This is a genomic window from Kinneretia sp. DJ1R-11 (genome assembly GCF_025717595.1).
Classification (GTDB): Bacteria; Pseudomonadota; Gammaproteobacteria; order Burkholderiales; family Burkholderiaceae_C; genus Paucibacter_A.
The window spans coordinates 433,034-452,975 of the sequence record NZ_JAJIRR010000002.1 but is presented as its reverse complement, the minus strand read 5'-3'; the positions used below and the strand labels follow the sequence as shown (position 1 = coordinate 452,975).

Annotated in this window: 21 protein-coding genes; 9 read left to right on the top strand and 12 right to left on the bottom strand. The window is 67.9% G+C overall.

The genetic code is table 11. The features are described from left to right. Positions 1-15: 15 nt before the first annotated feature. Positions 16-1,638: a thioredoxin family protein gene (locus LNV23_RS06040; RefSeq protein ID WP_263562150.1), complete on the bottom strand. Its 1,623-nt coding sequence runs from the start codon at positions 1,636-1,638 to the stop codon at positions 16-18. Positions 1,639-1,857: 219 nt separating this feature from the next. Between LNV23_RS06040 and LNV23_RS06035 the strand changes: the two genes are divergently transcribed. Next, positions 1,858-3,546 (top strand): ExeA family protein, encoded by a 1,689-nt coding sequence (locus LNV23_RS06035; RefSeq protein WP_263562149.1) that lies wholly within the window; start codon positions 1,858-1,860, stop codon positions 3,544-3,546. Positions 3,547-3,617: 71 nt separating this feature from the next. Further along, on the top strand, positions 3,618-4,313 hold the full coding sequence (locus LNV23_RS06030; RefSeq protein ID WP_263562148.1) for a general secretion pathway protein GspB: 696 nt from the start codon (positions 3,618-3,620) through the stop codon (positions 4,311-4,313). Here the strand turns inward: LNV23_RS06030 and LNV23_RS06025 are convergent. From LNV23_RS06025 to LNV23_RS06005, 5 genes are all read right to left on the bottom strand, one after another. After that, complete coding sequence (locus LNV23_RS06025) at positions 4,310-4,783, bottom strand: hypothetical protein (RefSeq protein ID WP_263562147.1); 474 nt, start codon at positions 4,781-4,783, stop codon at positions 4,310-4,312. The two genes, LNV23_RS06030 and LNV23_RS06025, sit on opposite strands and share 4 nt — an antisense overlap. A gap of 355 nt (positions 4,784-5,138) precedes the next feature. Next, positions 5,139-5,555: an SRPBCC domain-containing protein gene (locus tag LNV23_RS06020; protein ID WP_263562146.1), complete on the bottom strand. Its 417-nt coding sequence runs from the start codon at positions 5,553-5,555 to the stop codon at positions 5,139-5,141. Between the two features lie 78 nt (positions 5,556-5,633). Continuing rightward, the gene (locus LNV23_RS06015; protein WP_263562145.1) at positions 5,634-5,930 is read right to left on the bottom strand and encodes a cupin domain-containing protein; all 297 of its coding nucleotides are present in this window, start codon (positions 5,928-5,930) and stop codon (positions 5,634-5,636) included. Positions 5,931-6,014: 84 nt separating this feature from the next. Continuing rightward, positions 6,015-6,446, bottom strand: coding sequence for a DUF1493 family protein (locus LNV23_RS06010; RefSeq protein WP_263562144.1), 432 nt, complete (start codon positions 6,444-6,446; stop codon positions 6,015-6,017). A gap of 86 nt (positions 6,447-6,532) precedes the next feature. Next, entirely contained in the window at positions 6,533-6,961 is a 429-nt protein-coding gene (locus LNV23_RS06005) for a hypothetical protein (protein ID WP_263562143.1), read from the bottom strand. A gap of 623 nt (positions 6,962-7,584) precedes the next feature. On the opposite strand from LNV23_RS06005, the gene LNV23_RS06000 reads away from it, so the two are divergent. From LNV23_RS06000 to LNV23_RS05990, 3 genes are all read left to right on the top strand, one after another. Beyond that, on the top strand, positions 7,585-8,241 hold the full coding sequence (locus LNV23_RS06000) for a DNA alkylation repair protein (protein WP_263562142.1): 657 nt from the start codon (positions 7,585-7,587) through the stop codon (positions 8,239-8,241). 63 nt (positions 8,242-8,304) lie between these two features. Further along, positions 8,305-8,787: a RidA family protein gene (locus tag LNV23_RS05995; protein WP_263562141.1), complete on the top strand. Its 483-nt coding sequence runs from the start codon at positions 8,305-8,307 to the stop codon at positions 8,785-8,787. Between the two features lie 196 nt (positions 8,788-8,983). Next, entirely contained in the window at positions 8,984-9,838 is an 855-nt protein-coding gene (locus LNV23_RS05990; protein WP_263562140.1) for a PEP-CTERM sorting domain-containing protein, read from the top strand. Between the two features lie 38 nt (positions 9,839-9,876). On the opposite strand, the gene LNV23_RS05985 is transcribed toward LNV23_RS05990, so the two are convergent. Genes LNV23_RS05985 through LNV23_RS05965 form a run of 5 tightly spaced genes read right to left on the bottom strand, consistent with a single transcriptional unit; the run spans position 9,877 to position 13,629 of the window. Then, on the bottom strand, positions 9,877-11,292 hold the full coding sequence (locus LNV23_RS05985) for an ATP-binding protein (RefSeq protein ID WP_263562139.1): 1,416 nt from the start codon (positions 11,290-11,292) through the stop codon (positions 9,877-9,879). Then, positions 11,289-11,960 (bottom strand): winged helix-turn-helix domain-containing protein, encoded by a 672-nt coding sequence (locus tag LNV23_RS05980; RefSeq protein ID WP_263515871.1) that lies wholly within the window; start codon positions 11,958-11,960, stop codon positions 11,289-11,291. The genes LNV23_RS05985 and LNV23_RS05980 overlap by 4 nt, the downstream gene beginning before the upstream one ends. A gap of 32 nt (positions 11,961-11,992) precedes the next feature. After that, positions 11,993-12,745: a cytochrome b/b6 domain-containing protein gene (locus tag LNV23_RS05975; RefSeq protein WP_263562138.1), complete on the bottom strand. Its 753-nt coding sequence runs from the start codon at positions 12,743-12,745 to the stop codon at positions 11,993-11,995. After that, positions 12,717-13,178, bottom strand: a complete 462-nt coding sequence (locus LNV23_RS05970; protein ID WP_263515869.1) for a diheme cytochrome c — start codon at positions 13,176-13,178, stop codon at positions 12,717-12,719. The genes LNV23_RS05975 and LNV23_RS05970 overlap by 29 nt, the downstream gene beginning before the upstream one ends. A 16-nt stretch (positions 13,179-13,194) precedes the next feature. Next, entirely contained in the window at positions 13,195-13,629 is a 435-nt protein-coding gene (locus LNV23_RS05965; RefSeq protein WP_263562137.1) for a DUF1924 domain-containing protein, read from the bottom strand. Positions 13,630-13,757: 128 nt separating this feature from the next. Between LNV23_RS05965 and LNV23_RS05960 the strand changes: the two genes are divergently transcribed. From LNV23_RS05960 to LNV23_RS05950, 3 genes are all read left to right on the top strand, one after another. Beyond that, complete coding sequence (locus tag LNV23_RS05960; protein WP_263562136.1) at positions 13,758-16,310, top strand: cation-translocating P-type ATPase; 2,553 nt, start codon at positions 13,758-13,760, stop codon at positions 16,308-16,310. A gap of 141 nt (positions 16,311-16,451) precedes the next feature. Beyond that, the gene (locus tag LNV23_RS05955; protein ID WP_263562135.1) at positions 16,452-17,159 is read left to right on the top strand and encodes a PEP-CTERM sorting domain-containing protein; all 708 of its coding nucleotides are present in this window, start codon (positions 16,452-16,454) and stop codon (positions 17,157-17,159) included. A gap of 65 nt (positions 17,160-17,224) precedes the next feature. Next, positions 17,225-18,013, top strand: a complete 789-nt coding sequence (locus tag LNV23_RS05950) for a substrate-binding periplasmic protein (RefSeq protein ID WP_263562134.1) — start codon at positions 17,225-17,227, stop codon at positions 18,011-18,013. Here LNV23_RS05950 and LNV23_RS05945 read toward each other — a convergent pair. Beyond that, entirely contained in the window at positions 17,952-18,842 is an 891-nt protein-coding gene (locus tag LNV23_RS05945; protein WP_263562133.1) for an MBL fold metallo-hydrolase, read from the bottom strand. The two genes, LNV23_RS05950 and LNV23_RS05945, sit on opposite strands and share 62 nt — an antisense overlap. An 88-nt stretch (positions 18,843-18,930) precedes the next feature. On the opposite strand from LNV23_RS05945, the gene LNV23_RS05940 reads away from it, so the two are divergent. After that, positions 18,931-19,938 carry a GlxA family transcriptional regulator gene (locus LNV23_RS05940; RefSeq protein ID WP_263562132.1) on the top strand — a complete coding sequence of 336 codons (1,008 nt, stop codon included), beginning with the start codon at positions 18,931-18,933 and terminating at the stop codon, positions 19,936-19,938. Positions 19,939-19,942 lie beyond the last annotated feature (4 nt).

The window sequence follows — 19,942 nt, the reverse complement described above, 5'->3', positions numbered from 1 at the left end:
CGGGCTCGCCTTCTCTCAGGCCTTCTTGCCCGGCGCCTTCACCAAGGCTTCGCAGGTCTCGCGCTGCTTGTCGGCCGTGTCGACCTTGGCGCAGATGCCGTCCAGCTGGGTTTTCAGGCGGCCCAGCACGGCGTCATGCTGGCCCTTGTCGTTCCACTTGGCCAGCGAGCTGCCCACCTTCTGCAGCGAGCGGGCGCTGCGCTCGTAGAAGCTGCCCTTGTCCTGGGCCGCTTCGCTGAAGAGCTGGGCGGCGGTCTTCTCGATACGGGCGGCGTCCTGCGGCGCCAGCTCGGTCAGGGCGGCGAAATAGCCGGAGCCCCACTGCAAGCGGGTGGCCGGGCCTTCGCTCTTGTTGAAGGCCTCCTCAAACCACTTCAGCGCTTCGTCCTTGCGGCCCTGCTTCTTGGCATTGCCGCCCAGCGAGCTCATCAGGTAGTAGGGCGAGTGGCTCTTGCTCAGGCTGGCCTTGAGCAGATCGTCGCTGTCCTTCCACTGGCCGGCCTGGCCCAGCAGGTAGGCGGCCGAGGTGATCACGGCCTGGCGCTCGTAGCCATCGGTGATTTCGCGGTCGGCGCGGGCGGCGTGGTCCTTCACTTCCTTGAGCAGAGCCGGGCTGAGCTTGGGGTGCAGCTCGGTCGGCGCCACATCGAGGCGGGCCAGCTGCACGCGCGCCAGCAGGGACTGCAGGCGGTCGCCGCGCGACAGGCTGGCGTCGCCCTCCAGGCGCTTGAGCACGGTATCGAGCTGGGCCAGCAGGGCGCTGCGTTCCGGGCCAGCGGTCGGCGCCAGGGTCTTGACGATGTCGGGCGCGCCGTTGGTGATCACGTCCATCAGGGCGCGGCTTTGCTCGGGGCTCTCCAGCACCTTGCTCACGCGCTCGCGCAGGGCGGCGTCCACCTTCAGCGCCTTGCCGCTGTCATTGGCCGAGACGGCCTTCAGCCACAGGCGCGTGCCGGCCTCGCCGTCCACGCCTTGCGCGGCACCGGCCAGCTGGGCCAGCAGGCCCGGCAGCTCGGCCGGCGGCACCAGCTGTTGCTCGTCGGTTTCCCAGGAGTAGAAGCTCAGCAGGCGCCATTCGTTGGCGTTCAGCTTCTTGCCAGCCTTCGCATCGGCCAGCACGCTCTTGACCGGGCGTCCACCGGCCAGGCCCAGCTGCAGCACTTTGATGACCTGGGGCGCATCGATCTCGCCCGGCAGGCGGGTCAGCTCCTGGCCCTCGGGGTTGAACAGAATCATGGTCGGGTAGCCGCGCACCTTGAAGCGCGTGCCCAGCTTTTGCGCGCCAGGCAGGTCGCCGTCGATGTGCACCGGCACGATGGCGCGCGTCTGCTCGATGAAATCCACGCGGTTGAACAGGGTGGCCTTCAGCTGGTTGCAAGGCGGGCACCATTTGGCGCCCCAGTACAGCAGCACCGGCTTCTTCTCGGCGCGGGCCTGGGCAAAGGCGCGCTCGATGTCGGCATCGCCGGCCGCCGGCTGCCAGGCCACGCTGGCCGTGGCGCTGGCGGCTGCCTGGGCCGTGGGCAGCCAGGTGCTCGCGCCACCGGCGCTCATCAGGGCCAGGCTCAGCGCCGCGGCGCGGGCCAGGGTGGTCGGGCGCAGCAGGGCGGCGTGGCGGGCGGAAAAAGGCTGGTTCATGGTCTCGCTCGGTGCGCCGCCTCGGACCGGCGGGGTCCAAGGCAGCGGAAATGAAGATGGGGGATTGTGGGGCGACTGGCCAAGTCTTGCCTATGCGGGGCGCTCCTGAGCTTAGGCGCTTTGTGGTGGATGCCATGCGCCTATCGCACCGCAAGCCGCCAAGCCGGGTTTGCTGGCGACCCGCAGCGCCAGCCGGGCCAGCGGTTATCCTGCCGCCCCATGTACGCGTCCTATTTCGGCTTGAAGCAAGCACCGTTTTCGATCGCGCCGGATCCGCATTACCTGTTCATGAGCGAGCGCCACCGCGAGGCCCTGGCCCATTTGCTCTATGGCTTGGACGGCGGCGGCGGCTTCGTGCTGCTCACCGGAGAAATCGGCGCCGGCAAGACCACGGTCTGCCGCTGCTTTCTGGAGCAGATTCCCAAGAATTGCAACGTCGCTTACATCTTCAACCCCAAGCTCACCGTCAGCGAGCTGCTGCAGGCCATTTGCGACGAGTTTCATGTGCCGGTGCCTGCGGGCGCGCAGACGGTCAAGGACTACCTCGACCCGCTCAATGCCTTTTTGCTGGCCCAGCATGCGGCCGGCCGCAACAATGTCTTGATCATCGACGAGGCGCAGAACCTCTCGGCCGATGTGCTGGAGCAGCTGCGCCTGCTGACCAATCTCGAGACCGCCACGCGCAAGCTGCTGCAGGTGGTCCTGATCGGCCAGCCCGAGCTGCGCGGCATGCTGGCCCGGCCGGAGCTGGAGCAACTGGCGCAGCGCGTGATTGCGCGCTTCCATCTGGGCGCCCTGTCCGAGGCCGAAACGGCGCAATACATCCAGCACCGCATGAAGGTGGCCGGCCTCAGCGGCCCGCTGCCCCTGAACCGCGCCGCCCTGCGCTGGGTCCACCGCCTGACCCGCGGTGTGCCGAGGCGCATCAACCTGCTCTGCGATCGCGCGCTGCTGGGTGCTTATGCGGGCAGCCAGGCCATGGTCACGCCGGCCATCGTGCGTCAGGCCGCGGCCGAGGTGTTCGACGCGCCACCGGCGGCCCCAGGGCGCGGGCTGCGCCGGGTGGGTAGCGGCTTGGCCGTGCTGACAGCGGTGGCGGTGGTCGGCGCAGGACTGAGCTGGGCGCTGCAGATGCAATCGCAGGCAAGCCGCGGAAAGCCCGGCGCCGCCGCCGCTGCGGTGGCCACGGCGACACCTGCTGCCTCCAGCGCCGCAACGGCAGCGAGTTCAGCGGCTGTGCCTGCTGTGCCGCCAGCCTCAGTCGCCAGCAGCGTGCAGCCGCCCGCGACACCCGCTGCCGAGCCGCTGCAGCTGGCCGACTGGACCGCCTCGGACGCCGCCGCTTGGGTCGCGCTGGCCCAGCGCTGGGGCCTGCAGCTGGCGCCGACTGAGGCGAAACCTTGCGACGCGGCCTTGCTGCAAGGCCTGCAGTGCTACCGCAGCGTGAGCGGCAGCCTGTCCCTGATCCGCTTGATGGACCGGCCCGTGCTCTTGACCCTGCAACGCCGTGGCCAGCCACCGGCCCTGGCTGCGCTGGTGGGGCTGGACGGGCAGGAGCTGACGCTGTGGGTGGAAGGCCGGCCGCGTCGGCTGGCGCTGGCGGAGTTGGCCACCGTCTGGCGCGGTGAGTTCAGCACCTTCTGGCGTGCACCGCCGGGCTATGCCGAACGCGCCGTCAATGCCGGGCCGCTGCGCGAGTGGCTGGCCGGCCATCTGGACCCTTTGGCCGGTAGCGCCGTCCCGGCCAGCTCTGCAGCGTCGCCCAGCTGGGCCGAGCTGAGCCCACGCATCCAGGCCTTCCAGGCCAGCCAAGGCCTGCAGCCGGACGGCCGCATTGGCCCGATCACGCTGATGCAGCTCAACCGGGCCGCCGGCGTGAGCGAACCGCGCCTGGACCCGGCGCGCTGAACGAAGCTGGCGACAGCCCGACAGACAGACAGACCGACCGACCGAAAAACAGACCGATCAACCGAGCCGCCATGTCCTACATCCTCGACGCCTTGCGCCGTGCCGAAGCCGACCGCGAACGTGAGCGCGGCCACGTGCCGGGCTTGCACGCCCAGTCATCCGCGGGCGGTGCTGCAGCGGCTGGTGCTGCTGTCAGCCCACACCGCTGGTGGCCCTGGGCCGGTGGCGGCGTCTTGTTGGTGTTGGCTGGCGTGGGCGCGGGCAGCTGGTGGGCCAGAAGCCCGGCGGAGCCGCCCCTTATGCCACCGTTGCGGCAAGTCGAGTCCGCGGCGCCGCAGGGCCGTGCCGAAGCGATACCAAGGCCGCTGCCTCAAGTGCCGCCTCAAGCTGCGATCTCTGCCGCACCCGCAGCGTTGGCGTCGTCGCCCGCTCCAGCGGCGGTTTCTACAGTGCCGCTCATCGCCCCGCCGCCTATCGTTCCGGCCAAGCCGCCGGCCGCTGCTGCTGCTCCCGCGGGCACGGCCGCAGTGGAGGCGGCGCCCATCCCGCGCCTGGCCGAGCTGCCCGAAAGCATTCGCCGCGAACTGCCCAAACTGGCGATCAGCGGTTCCGTCTACTCCGAAGACCCGGCCAGCCGGTTTGTGATCGCCAACGGCGAGGTCCTGCGCGAAGGCGCCAAGCTCGGCCCTGACCATGTGCTCGAACACATCCACCCGCGCGAGCTGGTGCTGCGCTTCAGAGGGCAGCGTTACCGGCAGGCGCTTTAGCAGCCACGCGCATGGAACCAGACCTGCGGCCGCCCGCTGGCATCACGCAAAGGCAACCAAAGCTCGAACACCTCCTGCGGTGACGGACTGCGTTCGCAGTCATTGACCCAGCTCGCGGCCAAGTGCAGCCAGGTGTGCCCACCCACGCTGCGGTGGCCCAGCAAGCGGGCCGACAGAGGCTGCTGGCCGTGCTTGCGAGCGGTGGCTTGCAGGCCCGAAGGCATGGCACCTGAGCCGCCTGGCTGGCTGCGGGCCTGATCGATGGCGCCCTCCAGCAGGTAGAGCGGCTTGTCGGCCAAGAGCGCTTCGATCGAGATGAAGCCCGCTTCGCATTCCTCGTGGATCCAGGCGGTTCCCGAGTGCAGAAGCAGCTGGCACCACGGGCCTGATTTGGCGAGGGCGATGGCGGCAGGCAGCTCGTATTCGATCTCGATCGTCGCCAAGCTTGGTGCCGACTTGCCGTCACGCATTCGCAGCCCCACCCTTCGCTCGCGGCATCCCCCGTCCTGTTCAAGCTGCGCGGGGCGGGTCACCTCTATCGTGCCGATGGGCGCATTTGCCCGGGGCGCGGCATACAGGGGGACGGCTTTGGACGGAGAACGATCGCACGGGTCTGCGCCGAAGAGGCTGGGCATGCGCACCACGCCCACCATGCCCGCCGGTGGCCGGCGTTCTGGCTCCTGGGCGTGCGCGAGGGCAACAAATTCGAACAGGGCCAAAGCGATCAGTGCGATGCTTTTCATGCGGGGTGTCAGGGAGTTGGTCGGCGCTCATTGGCCGGCGAACGCTAAGACATGCGGGCCGGTAAGGGCCCACGATTGATGCCTACTCGCTGGCGACTTTGCCCTTCACATGGCACGCAAAGTTGTCCAGGATCGCCTGCCAGCCCGAGCGCTGTTGTTCTTCCGAGTGGGTGGCTTCGCCGTCAAAAGTGACCGTTACGTGGATGCCCGCGGCGCTCTCTTTGAACTCAACGATACCGCCGCGGTCGCCAAACATGTACTCGATCCGCTGGTGCGGAACGACCTGCGTGTACTCCCCCGCGAAGTCGAAACCGAAGGAACCGTCCTTGGCCTCCATGCGCGAAGAGAACTTGCCACCCGGCCGCAGGTCCACCGTGGCCGCCGTCGTGTGCCAATCCGGCGAGGCCGTATTCCAGACCTTGATGTCCTCCGGCGTGGTGTAGGCGAGCCAGACCTCGGGCAAGGGGGCGGGGACGAGGGTGGAGACGGTGATTTTCATGGGTGGCTCCGGTGGATGAGAGGGTGAGACCGAGGTCAGGGGGCTGATCAATCAATGGAACGGAAAAATCCAGGGGCGTCACTGGTCGATGATGACCAGCGTTCCTTGGCTTCCTGCGGCGACGGCGTGTGGTGTTCCAGCGGGAACCATGAAAACCTCGCCGGCCTGAACGCAAACAGTCTTGCCGTAGATCTCCAGGTTCATCTGGCCTTCGACCACGAGCAGGGCTTCGACAAAGTCATGCACTTCATTTGGATACGCGGAGGCATCCATGCGCAGAACCTTGATGTTGGCGCCAGCCGCTTGGCCGAGGACCTTGGACCTCCACGGAAGAGGAAGGGCATGGGCTTCTTGTGACAGCTTGATGGTGCTCATGGGCGAAATGGGGTGAGGAGTGAGACCTTGAAGTGTCAGGTCTTGCTATTGGAGCGTGAAACGGTGCGAAGTACCTGGCCCAACTTAGGCATCAGCCACCCGCGAAATCCATATGACAAGAATGCCAGCAGCAATTGCCGCAAGGAGGAATTGGTTGAACAGCAAGTCGTAGCGTCTCGAAGGAAGCGTATGGCTCGGATAGTCCAGGTTCCAGCTACCCATGCGTGCCGCACCGAGCAGCATGGACGGGGTCACTGGAATGCGAACGACGCGCCGATTGGGAGGTGAGAACAAAAGTCCTCCGAGATTCAGGACGCCTTCGTCACCGCGATGGAAGTACCACTTGTACGTCGACAGATCGACCTTGAACTTCTCGCCAAAGGACTCCATGAGATCTTCAAAGTCATCTCCGTCGATCCCATACTTCAAACCAATGTCTTCGTCCGGCCGCATCTTGTCTGGTGATGCGCCGGTTTGGTCCGCGATCAGCGCATAGATCTCTGCAAGTGAAGCCATTCAGGTTGCTTTGCCTTCGAAATGAACGGCGGTTTCAGGCGGCCATAGGACGCGTGAAACGCCCCGTTCAATAGATTGATTGGAAGTCAATTCGTTTTAGGTTTTGTTGCCTCAAGCTTCGCGTCATTCTTCTCAAGCCATTGCTCCAATGCGTCATGCGCTGCCGGCCATTCGTCGTTGTACTCGCCAACGAACACATCAAGGCAAGCCTGCAATGCGGACTGGTGTGACTTGCCGAAGAGGCTGTTCCATCTATTCTCAAAGCGCGTCACGTGGCTTTGACTATCGGAAGTGGAGTACCCAAGTAACATTCCCTCGTAGTTCGGATGAGCACTTTCGCAAAGCGCTGTGTACCAATCCTTTAAACCCGGATATCGCTTATTGGCTACATAGAGAATGTTGAGAATGTTTATCGACTCATGGGAGGTCGATTCGTCTCTCGAACCGATAAGTAGCCGAGTTGTCTTCACGGAAAACTCGTGAAATTCTAAGGTTCCAGCTACAACGTTGCGCATGGACCTATTGAGGTAGACCAAGACGGCAAGGGTCTCAAAAGTGGATCGGAGCAGAATCCGAGCTCCTAGTAGGCTACCCGACCTAGAAAGCGCAAGAGACTGCTCCAGAAGATCTTGGAGCCTCCATGCAACTGTCTCCCTTAGCAAGAGCGAACGCCAGGGAGCCTTCCACTTGTGCGCGGTCTCGCTACGTGCGATGAGCCCCCCTACATCTACCTCGCGACAGAGTGAATTCTTTATGGCCTGCAACGTGATTTCAATGTCTTGCATTTGATGTCTAACTTTGAATTTGGGCGCAATATAGGCTGCATCTCGATGCGAGTTCGTCATAACGCTGTACGGCCTCGGAAGTCTAAACGAAGGGTTCGAATCAGAGTTGGCGCCGCGTGCTTTGTCAGACGCGTTCCTATTTAAATGGCAACACCGCCTGCCTAGCCGGCTCGCAAGCGCCTCATGTTTCCGCACCCCGGCTCGGCAGATACGCAGTCGCCGCGTTCGCATGCATGATCGAGCTCCAGCCAGCCAGCGAACCCCAACCCGCCATGCCGCCCGCCAAGCCACAGCTCCGCCTCGTTCCCTCTTCACCATCCCGCCCCACGCTCGCTCAGCGCCTCCAATCCGCCTTGTCCCGCTTGCAAGCCGAGGCGCGCCCCGAGCAGCTGGCCGGCATGGCGCGGTTTGGGCTGACGGGGGCTAGCCGCCTGGGTCTGGCCGTGCCCACCTTGCGCGCGCTTGGCAAGGAGCTGGGTCGCGACCATGAGCTGGCGCTGGCGCTCTGGGACAGCGGCATTCCGGATGCGCAAATCCTCGCCTCCCTGCTCGCCGATCCGGAGCGCCTGAGCGCGGCCGAGATGGACCACTGGGCCCAGGGCATGCAGGCCTGGGATGTCTGCGACCAGGCCTGCCTCAACGCCTTTCGGCGCACGCCGCTGGCCTGGGGGCGCATCGAGGCTTGGGCGGGGGCCGAGCCGGAGTTCGTCAAGCGGGCGGCGTTTTCGCTGCTGGCGGTGCTGGCCGTGCATGGCAAGGTCTACGCGGACGCCGCCTTCGTCGCCCAGTTCCCCTTGATCGAAGCCGCCGCGGCCGACCCGCGCAACTTCGTCAAGAAGTCGGTCAGCTGGGCTTTGCGCCAGATCGGCAAGCGCGACCCGGCGCTGCGAGCCCAGGCCCTGGATGTGGCCAATCGACTGCGCGAGCGCCCCGAGCCCAGCGCGCGCTGGATCGGCTCCGACGCCTGGCGCGAGCTGAAGCGCAGCCCCGGCAACACCCCAGCCGATTGAGCCCGCCCCTTCACCCCTTCACCTGTTCACCTGTTCACCCCTCCCTCAGCCGAGATCAAACCCATGACCGCCGAACAACGTCTCGCCCAGCTGGGCCTGGTCTTGCCGCCCTGCAGCGCGCCCGCCGGCAGCTATGCCGCCGCCTTGCGCAGCGGCTCCTTGCTGTTTCTGTCGGGCAAGGCACCGTCGCCGGTCGACGGGGTTTTGCCCCGGGGCAAGTTGGGGCGCGAGTTCAGCGCCGAGCAGGGCTATGCCTTCGCGCGCTCGGCCGCGTTGGAGCTGATCGCGGCGCTGCGGGCCGAACTGGGCTCGCTCGACGAGGTGGCCCAGTTCGTCGAGCTGCAGGGTTCGCTCAACACCGTGCCCGAGTTCGAGGCCCATGCCGAAGTGCTGGACGGGGCGTCCGATCTGTTGCTGGAGCTGTTCGGCCCGGCCTGCGGCCGCCATGTGCGCTCGGTGGTGGGCGTGTGTTCTCTGCGCAAGGGCGTGCCCTTGACGCTCAAGGCCACGGTCGAGCTTCGCCCGCGCGTGGACCGCAAGACCTGACCCCGCAAACGGCGCCCGGCCGCTGCAATCGGGCGAACAGTGGTGGGTTTTCCCATGTCCTAGGGGGGCCGCGGGGCGTGCGAGCGGGTACGCTCGCGGGGCCGGCATCGATGCTGCGATGTGGGCCTGCGCCCGGTGCCATTTGGGCGCCCGTTTGCCCGCCCGTTTTTGTGCACACAGGAGTGAAGTACCCATCATGAAGCTGCCCCGCCATGCCCGCGCCCCTTTGGCCTTGTTGACGGGCGCCTTGTGCGCCGCTGCAGCGCAAGCCAGCCCCACCCTGCTGTTCGACCGCGGCTTGCCCACGGCCCATATCAACGAAGCCGCCGGTGCCGACCGCAGCAACCAGGCCGTCAACTTCGGCAGCAACCATCTGTTCGCTGGTGATGACTTCAAGCTCGGCAGCTCGCTGACCGGTTGGAACGTCAACAAGATCCGCACCTGGGTGGTCGGTTCCGCCTCGGCCAGCTTCCTGGGTGACTTCTACAAATCGGTCGCCCTCTACGTCGGCGATGTCGATGCCGACGGCCTGCAGCGCGTCGTCCAGGCCTCGGTCGCGGCCGGTGGCGACACGGCCAGCAGCAACAACGGTGTCACGGTCACGGCCACCCGCGTTCAGTATTTCGGCGGCGCCGGCTACCAGGACGACGAGCGCCGCTTGGCCATCTATCAGCTTGATTTCGACAACCTGGCCCTGCATTTCGCCTCCGACGCCCTGGTGCAGTTCGGCGTGCAGATGGATGGCCTGGGCCACAGCGTGGGCGCCTACAACCATGCCTCGAATGCCGCCCTGAGCGGCAGCCCGCAGGCGGGCGCCGACGGCCGCTTCCGCCAGTTCGGCCTGCCGGGCAGCACCCCCGGCACGGCCGATTTCCAGGGCTTCGCCTGCACCGGCGGCGGCCTTGGCTGCCAGATGGGCTGGGACAAGGCCAGCGACATCAACGTCCAGGTCTTCGGCAACAGCGTGCCCGAGCCGGCCAGCTGGGCACTCAGCGGCATGGCCTTGCTGGCCCTGGCCGCCACTCGCCGCCGTCAACGCCCGACCGTCTGAGTTTCTATGCGCCGGCCCGATGCCGGCGCCATGCTTGATCAGCCCGGCGCCGCCCAGCTGACGCGCACTTCCAGCCCGCCCAGCGCGGCGCTGCGGCCGAGGCTGATGCGGGCCCGGTGCGCTTCGGCAATGCGGCGCACGATAGACCAGCCCAGGCCGCTGCCCGGCTGCGCGCTGCCCAAGGCGCGGAAAAAACGTTCTCCCAGACGCGCGAGCTGGGCCTCGTCCAGGCCGGCGCCGCTGTCGGCCAGCTGCAGCTCGACCTGGCCCGCCGCGCCGCGCAGCTGCAACTCGATGCGGGCGCCGTCGGGGCTGTAGCGCAGGGCGTTGTCCAGCAGATTGCGGATCAGCACGGCCAGCAGGGCGGGGTTGCCCGGCACCGTGCAAGGGCCGCTGCAGTCCAGGCTCAGGTCCTGGCCGCGCTGCAGCGCCGTCGGCGCCAGCTCGGCCGCCACCTCGCGGGCCAGCAGGGCCAGGTCAACCGGCTGGCCCGGCAGCAGGCACTGTCCTTCATGTTCCAGCCGGGCCAGGGTGAGCAGCTGCTCGACCAGGCGACTGGCGCGCTCGCAGCCTTGCAGCGTGGCTTGCAGGGCGGCCGTTTGGCCCGCGCTGTCCTGCTGGCGCAGGGCGCCTTGGGCCACTTGCGCCTGGGCGCGGATGGCGGCAATCGGGGTGCGCAGCTCATGGGCGGCGTCGGCGGTGAAGCGGCGCTCGGCCGCCATCATGGCCTGGCTGCGCTGCAGCAGCTGGTTCAGGGCCAGCAGCAAGCCTTCCATCTCGCTGGGCGTGTCGCGCAGCTGCACCGGTTCCAGCGCGTCCGGCGCGCGCTGCGCCAGCGTGCGGCTGAGTTCGCGCAGCGGCCGGGTGCCGCGGCGCACCGCCCACCAGACCGTGGACGCCAGCAAGGGCAGGGCCAGCAGCAGGGCGCCGAAAGCCCCGCGCAGCAAGGCCATCAGGATCTCGCCACGCGAGCGCTGCTGCTCCGCCACATAGACCTGCACATCGCGTTCGGCACCATGGCTGGCAAACACCCGCCAGGTTTCACCGGCGATCTGCACCGAGCGCAGGCCGGTGCGAAAGCCCTGCTCCTCGCCCACCATGGGCTGCAGCGGCGCATTGCGCGAGCGCAGGCTCAGCCGGCCTTCGTGGAAAACCTGGAAGGCCACGCGCGGCGCGTAGCGGTGCAGCTCGGGCGCGGCCTCTTCCAGCGCGGCCTCGCCCTCGCCATCGCTCTCGTCATCTTCGCTCTCATGCCCCAGCAGCCGCGGCTGCTGCGCCACCAGCAGGGCCGCCGCCTGGGCCAGGTGGGCATCCAGCAGCTCGTCGAGTTCATGGCGCGCGTCGAACCAGACAGTGACGCTGGCGGCCGCCCAGATCAGCAGCACCAGGCTCAGCACCAAGGCCAGCAGGCGGGCTTGCAGTGAGCGGGGCGGCAGCCAGTGCAGCGTCTTCATGCGCCGGGCCCTGTTCGCATCAGCACATAACCGACACCGCGTACGGTTTGAATCAGGCCAGCGCCTAGCTTCTTGCGCAGGTGGTGGACATGCACTTCGACGGCATTGCTCTCCACCTCCTGACCCCAGCCGTAGAGCTGCTGCTCCAGCTGCTCGCGCGAGAGCACGCGGCCGGCGCTCAGCATCAGGGCATGCAGCAGGTCGAACTCGCGGGTCGACAGCGGCACCGGCTCGCCGGCGCGGCTGACCGTGCGCGCGCCCGGGTCCAGGCAGACGTCCTGCGCCTGCAGCAGCTCCTGGGCCTGGCCATGGGCGCGCCGCACCAGGGCGCGCAGGCGAGCGCCGAGCTCGAACAGGTCAACCGGCTTGAGCACATAGTCGTCCGCGCCCAGGTCCAGGCCGCGGATGCGCTCGGGCACGGCATCGCGGGCCGTCAGCACCAGCACCGGCACCTTGACGCCGGCTGCGCGCAGCTCGCTCAGCACCTCGAAACCATCGCGCAGCGGCAGGCCCAGGTCGAGCACGGCGGCGGCGTAGGCCTCGCTGCGCAGTTCGCGGCTGGCGGCCAGGCCGTCGCGCACCCAGTCGACCTGAAAGCCCTGCTGGCCCAGGCCGGCGCGCAGGCCGTCGCCAAGCAGGGGATCGTCTTCGGCAAGAAGGATGCGCATGGGGCTATTTTGCGGCCGTGTGGCGGGCGGCTTCAGTCATCGTCCGAATCGTGGCCGGCGCGTTCTTTGCGCAGGCTGCTGCTCTGCGTGCTGCCGTCCGGGCTGGCGGCGGGCGCTTGCTGCCACTGCCAGGCCCAGAAGGCCAGCACCAGAGCGACGATGGCCAAGCCCAGGGGCAGCAGATTGCGCTGCACCAGGTCTGGGCCGCGCCCGGGGGTCTTGCCGCTGATCATGGGCAGGGCCAGGTTCTGGCGCCGCAGCAGGCTGACCCCTAGTACCAGGCCCAGGTGGGCCAGCACCAGCAGCAGCACAACATTGCCCGTCAGCTCATGGGCTTCTTCCATCACATCTTCCAGCAGCGTGCCCCACCATTCCTGCTCCAGCACCACGCCGCTGAAGGCACTCAGCAGCACGGTGGCCAGCATGGCGACGATCAGCAAGGCATTGAGGGCCTGGAAGCTGGCCTGCACCTGGCCCTTGCCCTCCAGCCAGGCGCGGGCCTGCTGGGGCAGGGCGCGCAGCTTGCCCGTCCAGACCGAGGCGCGCACGCGCCGCGGGCCGACGAGGGCCCAGAGCAAGCGGGCCAGCACCACGCCCAGGGCGGTATAGCCGAGGGTGATGTGAACCAGATGCCAGCGCTCGCTCTCGGCCGTCAGGTAGGCGCCGCTGAAGCTCAGGGCCAGCAGCCAGTGCAGCACGCGGGTCGGCGCGTCGATGACACGGCGCTGCGGAGCCGGCGTGCCAGCCGGTGTGCTCTCACTTGGGAATGCGGATGCGGTGTTCATTGAAGTCTCCTTGCTCGGCGCCGCCATGGCAGGCGGCACAGTTGGCGGCGCTCTTGATGGAGGCGCGCTTCCAGGTGGCGGCGGGCACCTCGTCGTGTTCGCGGATGAACCAGGCGCTGCGGGTGATGCGGTCTTCCGGCGGTGCTTCGCGGGCGCGCTTTCCGCCGCTGCCGGCATGGGCCGTCAGCCACTGGCTCAGCTGGGCCACCGTGGCCGGGTCCAGCGAGGCGTCGCTGCCGTAGTGTTTGGCCAAGTTCTGACTGATGCGCTGCCAGGACGCCGCCGGCAACAGGCCCGGCGGGTAGGCAATGTGGCAGGCCGCGCATTCCTGCTGGTAGGCCGGCAGCAGCGGCACGCTCAGGCGCCGGCCTTCGTCGGCCGGGCTCAGCACTGGCGCCAGGGCCAGGCAAAGAAAAAGAAAGCGGGTCTTCATGGGTGGGCCTCCGGGCTCAGGGCTTCAGCGTCATCAGCCAGGCCAGCACATCGGCCTTCTCGCCGGCGCTGCACTCGCGTTCCAACACGTCTTTGCAATTGCGGCGGAACCACTTCTCCACCTTGGCCGGCTCGCTGAAGCGGCGTGGGTTGAAGGCCGGGGCCAGGGCGCCGATCTCCTTGCCGGTGCCGGCATGCTTGCCCGCCTGGGTGGGCAGGGCCTGGTGGCAGGAAGCGCAGCTCCACTCGCCGCCATGGCGCTGGGTGAAAAAAGCCTGGCCGCGGCGGGCGTCGCCCGGCGCGCGGGCGGCGGCCACATAGCCGTCCAGCAATTCGGCCGGCGTGGCGGCCCGGGCTGCTGCTGGCAGGCTCAGCGCCAAAGCCGTTGCCAGCAGGCTGAAAAAGGCGGCGGGCCAGAGGCGGCTTGCTGGGGGATTCGGAGCGTGGGACATGGTGCATTCCTCGTTCAATGCATCCATGCTGCTCGCCCAGGCTTAGCGCTTTCTTAAGCGGCGCGGTAAAGCCGAGCGCGGCGCTCTCCTACATGCCTGTGTCACGGCTCTGGCCATACTCTGTCACCATGAATGCACCCCAAGCAGCCGCAACGGACGACCTGGAAAAAACCGACAGCCAGGACGCCGGCCTGAGCCCGGCCGAGGCTGCCCGCCTGCTGGCCCAAGATGGGCCCAATGAGCTGAGCCCACCCAAGCACCGCACGGTCTGGCACATCCTGGCCGAGCTGATCCGCGAGCCCATGCTGCAGCTCTTGCTGGCGGCCGGCGCCATCTACCTGCTGCTGGGCAACCGCGGCGAGGCGCTGATGCTGCTGGCTTTTGTGCTGCTGACGGTCATCATCAGCGTCAGCCAGGAGCAACGCACGGCCAAGGTGCTGGAAGCCCTGCGCGACCTGACCAGCCCGCGCGCCCTGGTGCGGCGCGGCGGGCAGACCTTGCGCATCGCCGGCCGCGAGGTCGTCTGCGGTGACCTGCTGCTGCTGGAAGAAGGCGACCGGGTGGCGGCCGATGGGCAGCTGTTGAGCAGCCATGACCTGCAGACCGACGAGTCCCTGCTCAGCGGCGAATCGGTGGCGGTGGAGAAGCGGCTGGGCGGCACGGCCGAGCAGGCGCGCGTGGTCGGCGGCTCCCTGGTTGTCAGCGGCCAGGGCTGGGCGCGCGTGACGGCCACCGGCCCGCGCAGCGAGATCGGCCGCATCGGCAGCTCGCTGGCCGAGATCGAGATCCCGCCCACGCCGCTGAACCAGCAGACGCGTCGCCTGGTGCGCCTGTTCTCCATCCTGGGCCTCAGTTTGAGCGTGCTGGTGCTCTTGCTCTTCGGCCTCTTGCGAGGCGACTGGCTGGGCGGCGTGCTGGCCGGCATCAGCCTGGCCATGTCCATGCTGCCGCAGGAGTTCCTGCTGATCCTGACGGTGTTCATGGCCATGGGCGCCTGGCGCCTGTCCAAGCAGCGCGTGCTGGCGCGGCGCGCCGCCACCATCGAGACCCTGGGCGCGGCCACCGTGCTGTGCAGCGACAAGACCGGCACCCTGACCGTCAACGAAATGGCCGTGGCCGAGCTGGCCCACCTGGGCGAGAGCCCGGCTCGCTGGGTCAGCGCGCAGGGCCAGCCGGTGCCCGAGGCCTTGCTGGACCTGCTCGAAGTGGCCCTGCTGGCCAGCGAGATCGCGCCCGTTGACGCCATGGAGCGCGCCCTGCATGGCCTGGCCGAAGTACAGCTGCCCGCCGGGCGCCACCATGCCGGCTGGAACCTGGTGCACGAGTACGGGCTCAGCCCCGAGCTGCCCGCCATGAGCCATGTCTGGCAGGGCGAAGGCATGGCCGGTTCGCTCGTGGCCGTGAAGGGCGCTGCCGAGGCAGTGGCGGCGCTGTGTGGCCTCAGCGAGGCGCAGCGCGCACAGGTGGCGGCCGAGACGCAGGCCATGGCCGAGCGCGGTCTGCGCGTGTTGGGCGTGGCGCGGGCCGACACCCCGCTGCGCGCCGCCCCTTGGCCGGCCGGGCCGCAGGACTTCGAGCTGCAGTTCCTGGGTCTGTTGGCTTTTGCCGACCCGCTGCGCCCCGAGGTGCCCGAGGCGATTGCCCAGTGCCGCGCCGCCGGCCTGCGCGTCATCATGATCACCGGTGACCACCCGGCCACGGCGCGCGCCATCGCCGCCCAGGCCGGCCTGAACACCGAGCAGGCGCCCATCACCGGCGCCGAGCTGGCGGCCATGTCCGACGTCGAGCTGAGCCAGCGCCTGGCCAAAGCCAGTGTGTTCGCCCGCATCAAGCCGGAGCAGAAGCTGCGCATCGTCGAGGCCTTGAAGGCCCAAGGCGAGGTGGTGGCCATGACGGGCGACGGCGTCAATGACGCGCCTTCGCTGAAGGCCGCCCATATCGGCATCGCCATGGGCGGGCGCGGCACCGATGTGGCCCGCGAAGCGTCCAGCCTGGTGCTGCTGGACGACCAGTTCTCGGCCATCGTCGGCGCGGTGCGCCTGGGCCGGCGCATCTACGACAACCTGCACAAGGCCATGGCCTTTGTGCTGGCCGTCCATGTGCCGATTGCCGGCCTGTCCCTGCTGCCCCTGCTGTTCGGCTGGCCGCTGCTGCTCTCGCCGGTGCACATCGCCTTTCTGGAGCTGCTGATCGACCCGGTCTGCTCCATCGTCTTCGAGGCCGAGGAAGAAGAGGCCGATGTCATGACGCGGCCACCTCGCGACCCGGCCGCTCCGCTGTTCTCGGGCCGGCTGATCGCCTGGAGCGTGGCGCAAGGCTTGCTGATCCTGGCGGTGGTGGGCGGCTTGTACGCATTTCTCTTGCAGCGCGGCCTGGACGAGGCGGCCTTGCGCGCCACCGCTTTCGTCGCCTTGGTCAGCTGCAATATCGCCCTGATCCTGGCCAGCCGCAGCCTGGGCGGGCGCTGGCGCGAGGCCCTGCTGCGCCCCAACCGCGTGCTCTGGCAGGTGCTGGCCGCCACCGCCGCGCTGCTGGCCGCTGTGTTTTGGCTGGCGCCGCTGCGTGAGATCTTCCGCTTCGGGGCGCTGAGCCCGCAGCTGCTGGGCCTGGGCCTGGGCACAGGCCTGGTGATGTTGCTCGTGCTGCTGAGCTTGCGGCGCTGGAGCGCGGTGCACCCCTAGTTTGTCGGGCCTGCCATGGCCGGTGTGGGCGAAGGAATGCGTAAGGACTGGGTGAGGGCGGGCAGGGCCTGTGGGCTGTATGCCGGCCTTCGTTTTTCTCAAGCAAATCACCTTACAGATCCCCTTACCCAGGAGTTCGCCATGAACCGTCTTGCCTACTTTTTCTCTCGCTCCTTGCTCAGCGGGGCTGCCGCCGCCGCCTTGACCCTGCCGGGGGCCGCCGCCATTGCCGCCCCGGTCTCACCCACCTCTTACGACATGCCCAATGGCTACGGCATTGCCAGCGGCGGCAGCTACAACTACTGGGACCGCAGCTACACGGGCAGCGGCGATACCGAGCTCGACTTCGCGCCCCTGAGCGGCGGTCTGGGCGACTTGACCGACGGTGTCATCGCCACCGAGCGCTGGGACCAGGTCGAGAACCTTGCCGGCACCGGCCCCTATGTCGGCTGGGCCTTGATGGACCCGGTCATCACCTTCCACTTTGGCGAAACCCTGGTCTTCAGCCAGCTGACCATCTGGCATGACGATGCCAATGGCTATGGCAATGTCGCCACGCCGCGCGGTTTCATCGTCACGGTAGGCGGCCAGTCGCAGACCTTCGACATCGTCGATCCGGCCGGCGATGCACCGTTCGTTTCAGTGCTGAACCTCGGCCCCGGCTTTGTCGGCGACAGCCTGCAGCTGCAAGTGCTGCGCTATGACTCCGCCACCATGCTCAGCGAGGTGGCCTTTGAGGCCCAGCCGGTGCCTGAGCCGGCCAGCGCTGCCCTCTTGGGTCTGGGCCTGGCGGCCGTTCTGGGCTGGTCGCGCTCGCGTCGTCGTTCAGAGGACGCACTGACGGGCTGAAGCTGAGTTGCCGTGATAGCCTTCCACCGAGGTGTCAAGTCAAACCACGGTGGGAGGCAAGCTCCATGAGGATGCTGAAACGCTCGGGCGGGGGTGGCTGCAGCAGCTGGGCTCGATGGGGCCTGCGCGCGGTGTTCTTGACATTGGTGCTGGTCACGGGCCCTGCTCAGGCGGCCGACGTGCGCATGGCCTTTGGCGAGAAGATCCCGCCCTTCTGCTTCCCCAAGACCAACTCGGGGATCGAGTTGGAGGTGATCCGCGGTGCTCTGGCCTACAAAGGGCACCAGCTCAAGCCGCAGTACTTTCCCTTCGCTCGCATCCCGGTGTCCTTCCGCGACGGCACGGTCGATGCCGCCATGACCGACCTCGGCCAGGACCTGAGCTCCGCCGGCGGCCATTACGCCGACCCAGCCGTGCTCTACGACAACGTCTTCATCACCCTGAGCCGGCGCCAGCTCAAGATCAGCACGCCTGCGGATCTGAAGGGGCTGAGCGTGGTGTCCTTTGCCGGTGCGATCAAGCGTTATCCCGAGTGGCTGGAGCCGGTGCGCCGCGCCGGGCTCTACACCGAGATCAACGACCAGTCGGTCCAGGTCAAGACTCTGATGCTGGGCCGCTACGACGTGGTGCTCAGCGACCGCAACATCTTCAAGTACTTCACCTTGCAGCTCAAAGGCGAGGGCTTCACCGAGCTGCAGCCCGTGGACGAAACCGCCTTCGTCAGGCTGAACCCGCAGGACTACCGCCCCGTCTTCCGCGACCCCCGCATCCGCGATGACTTCAACCAGGGCCTCAAGCAGCTGAAGGAATCGGGGCGCTTTCAGGCGATTTACGACAAGTACCTGAAGGACTGACCGGCCGCGCACTTGCGCTGGCGCGGGCTTGGAAGCTCAGCGTGTCGCCATCCTCCGGCACCCAGACCCGATCCTCCAGCCCGCGAGCCCGCGCCAACTCTCGGACCCGCGCCCGCGTGCCGGGGCAATGGTCCAGTGCCTCCAGATGGTTGGCCACGATCTGCGTTTGCGGGCACAGCGCGGCGGCCTCGATCAGCTCCTCGGGCGTCAGCAGGATCTCGGCGCCCAGATCGAAGCGGGCGCCGCCGGCCGGCAGCACGGCCACATCGGGGCGCAAGGTGCTCAGGCAATCGCGCAGCGGCTCGCACATCACCGTGTCGCCGGCCAGGTAAACGCTGGGTTCGCCGGCCACCTCGATCAGATAGCCGTGGCCATGCTCCATCAGCAGGCCGGCAATCCCTCGGCCATGCACGCAGGGAATCGGTGTGATGAAGGCGCCGCTGAGTTGCGCGGGCAGCAGGGGCTGGCGGCCCGGGCCTTGCAGGGCTTGCACCTGCAGGCCGCGCTGGCGCAGGTGGTCGGTATCGCGCGGCATGGCCAGCACGGGCACGGCGGCCTCACGCAGCCAGCGCTTGCCGGCGCGGTCCAGATGGTCGAAATGGCCCCGTTGGCAATGCGTGATCAGGCCGTGGCTGACGCGGCCCAAAAGGGCCTCGCTGCCGGGCGGCAAGGGCACCAGCGGGTTGCGGCGGCGCTGGCCGCCGAAGTAGCGCAGGGCGGGCAGGGCGCCGGCTTCGGCCAGCATGGGGTCGACCAGGAGCGTGATGTCCTGACCCTGGCTGTGGAACTCGAGCACGACGGTGGCATTGCGGAGCTGGGTGATCTTCATGGTGGACCGGTGTGAGAGGGGATGGCGCCATTGTTGAAATTTCAGGCTGCCCGCAAAATGGCTGAATCGGAAATTAAATTAGCCATTCATGCCATCTTCAATTCGCCGCACGGCCGCAAGCCCGCCTCTCACCCTGGGCCTGCTGCTGTTCGAGGGCTGCATGCCGGCCGGCTTGTTCGCCGTGGCCGATCTGCTGCGCGCGGCCAATCTGCGCGCCGGCCGGGAGCTGATGCGCTGGCGCTGGCTGACGGTGGATGGCCGGCCGGTGAATGGAGGCGAGGGCGGGCCAGCGCTGACACCGGCGGGCGCCTTGGTCGACAGCGCGGATGAGCTTGATGCCCTGCTGCTGCCCGGCCTGTGGGTCAGTTCCTTGGAAGGCTTGCAGCAGACCCTGCAGGCCCGCCGTGCCGAGGTCGCCGCCCTGCACGCCTTGCCTGCCCGCTGCGCGCTCTGGAGCTATTGCGCCGGCGTGCCCTTGCTGGCCGCCAGCGGCCGTCTCCAAGGCCTGGCGGCCACGGCCACCTGGTGGCTGGCGCCGCATCTGCAAGCGCTGTTCCCGCAGGTGGACTGGCAGTTCGATGAGGCCTTGGTGGACAGCGACAGCACGGTCACTGCGGCCGGGGCCAATGGCTACCTGGCCCTGATGCTGGATCAGCTGGCGCGCCGCATGGAGATTGAGAGTCTGCGCGAGGTGCAAGAGGTCTTGATGCTGCCCCAGCCGCGCCAGCGCCACCCGGCCTTTGCCGCGGTCAGCCTGATGGCGCTGCGCGAACCCTGGCTGCGCGAGCTGCTGCTCTGGGCCCAGCGCACCCCGGCCGTGGCGCTGACCGTGCCGGCCGCCGCCGCAGCCTTGAGCCTTTCACCGCGCACCCTGAGCCGTCATGTGCAAGCCGCCACCGGCCTGCCCGCCGCCAGCTGGCTGCGCCGTGTGAAGCTACGCCAGGTGGCCGAGCGCCTCTCGCGTGGGCCGGAGCCGCTGAAGCGCCTGGCCGAAGACCTGGGCTTCAGCACCGAAGCCGCCTTGCACCGCATGTTCAAGCAGACCACGGGGCTGACGCCGCAGGGCTATCGGGGGCAGTACCGGCAGGGTGCCTAGTGCC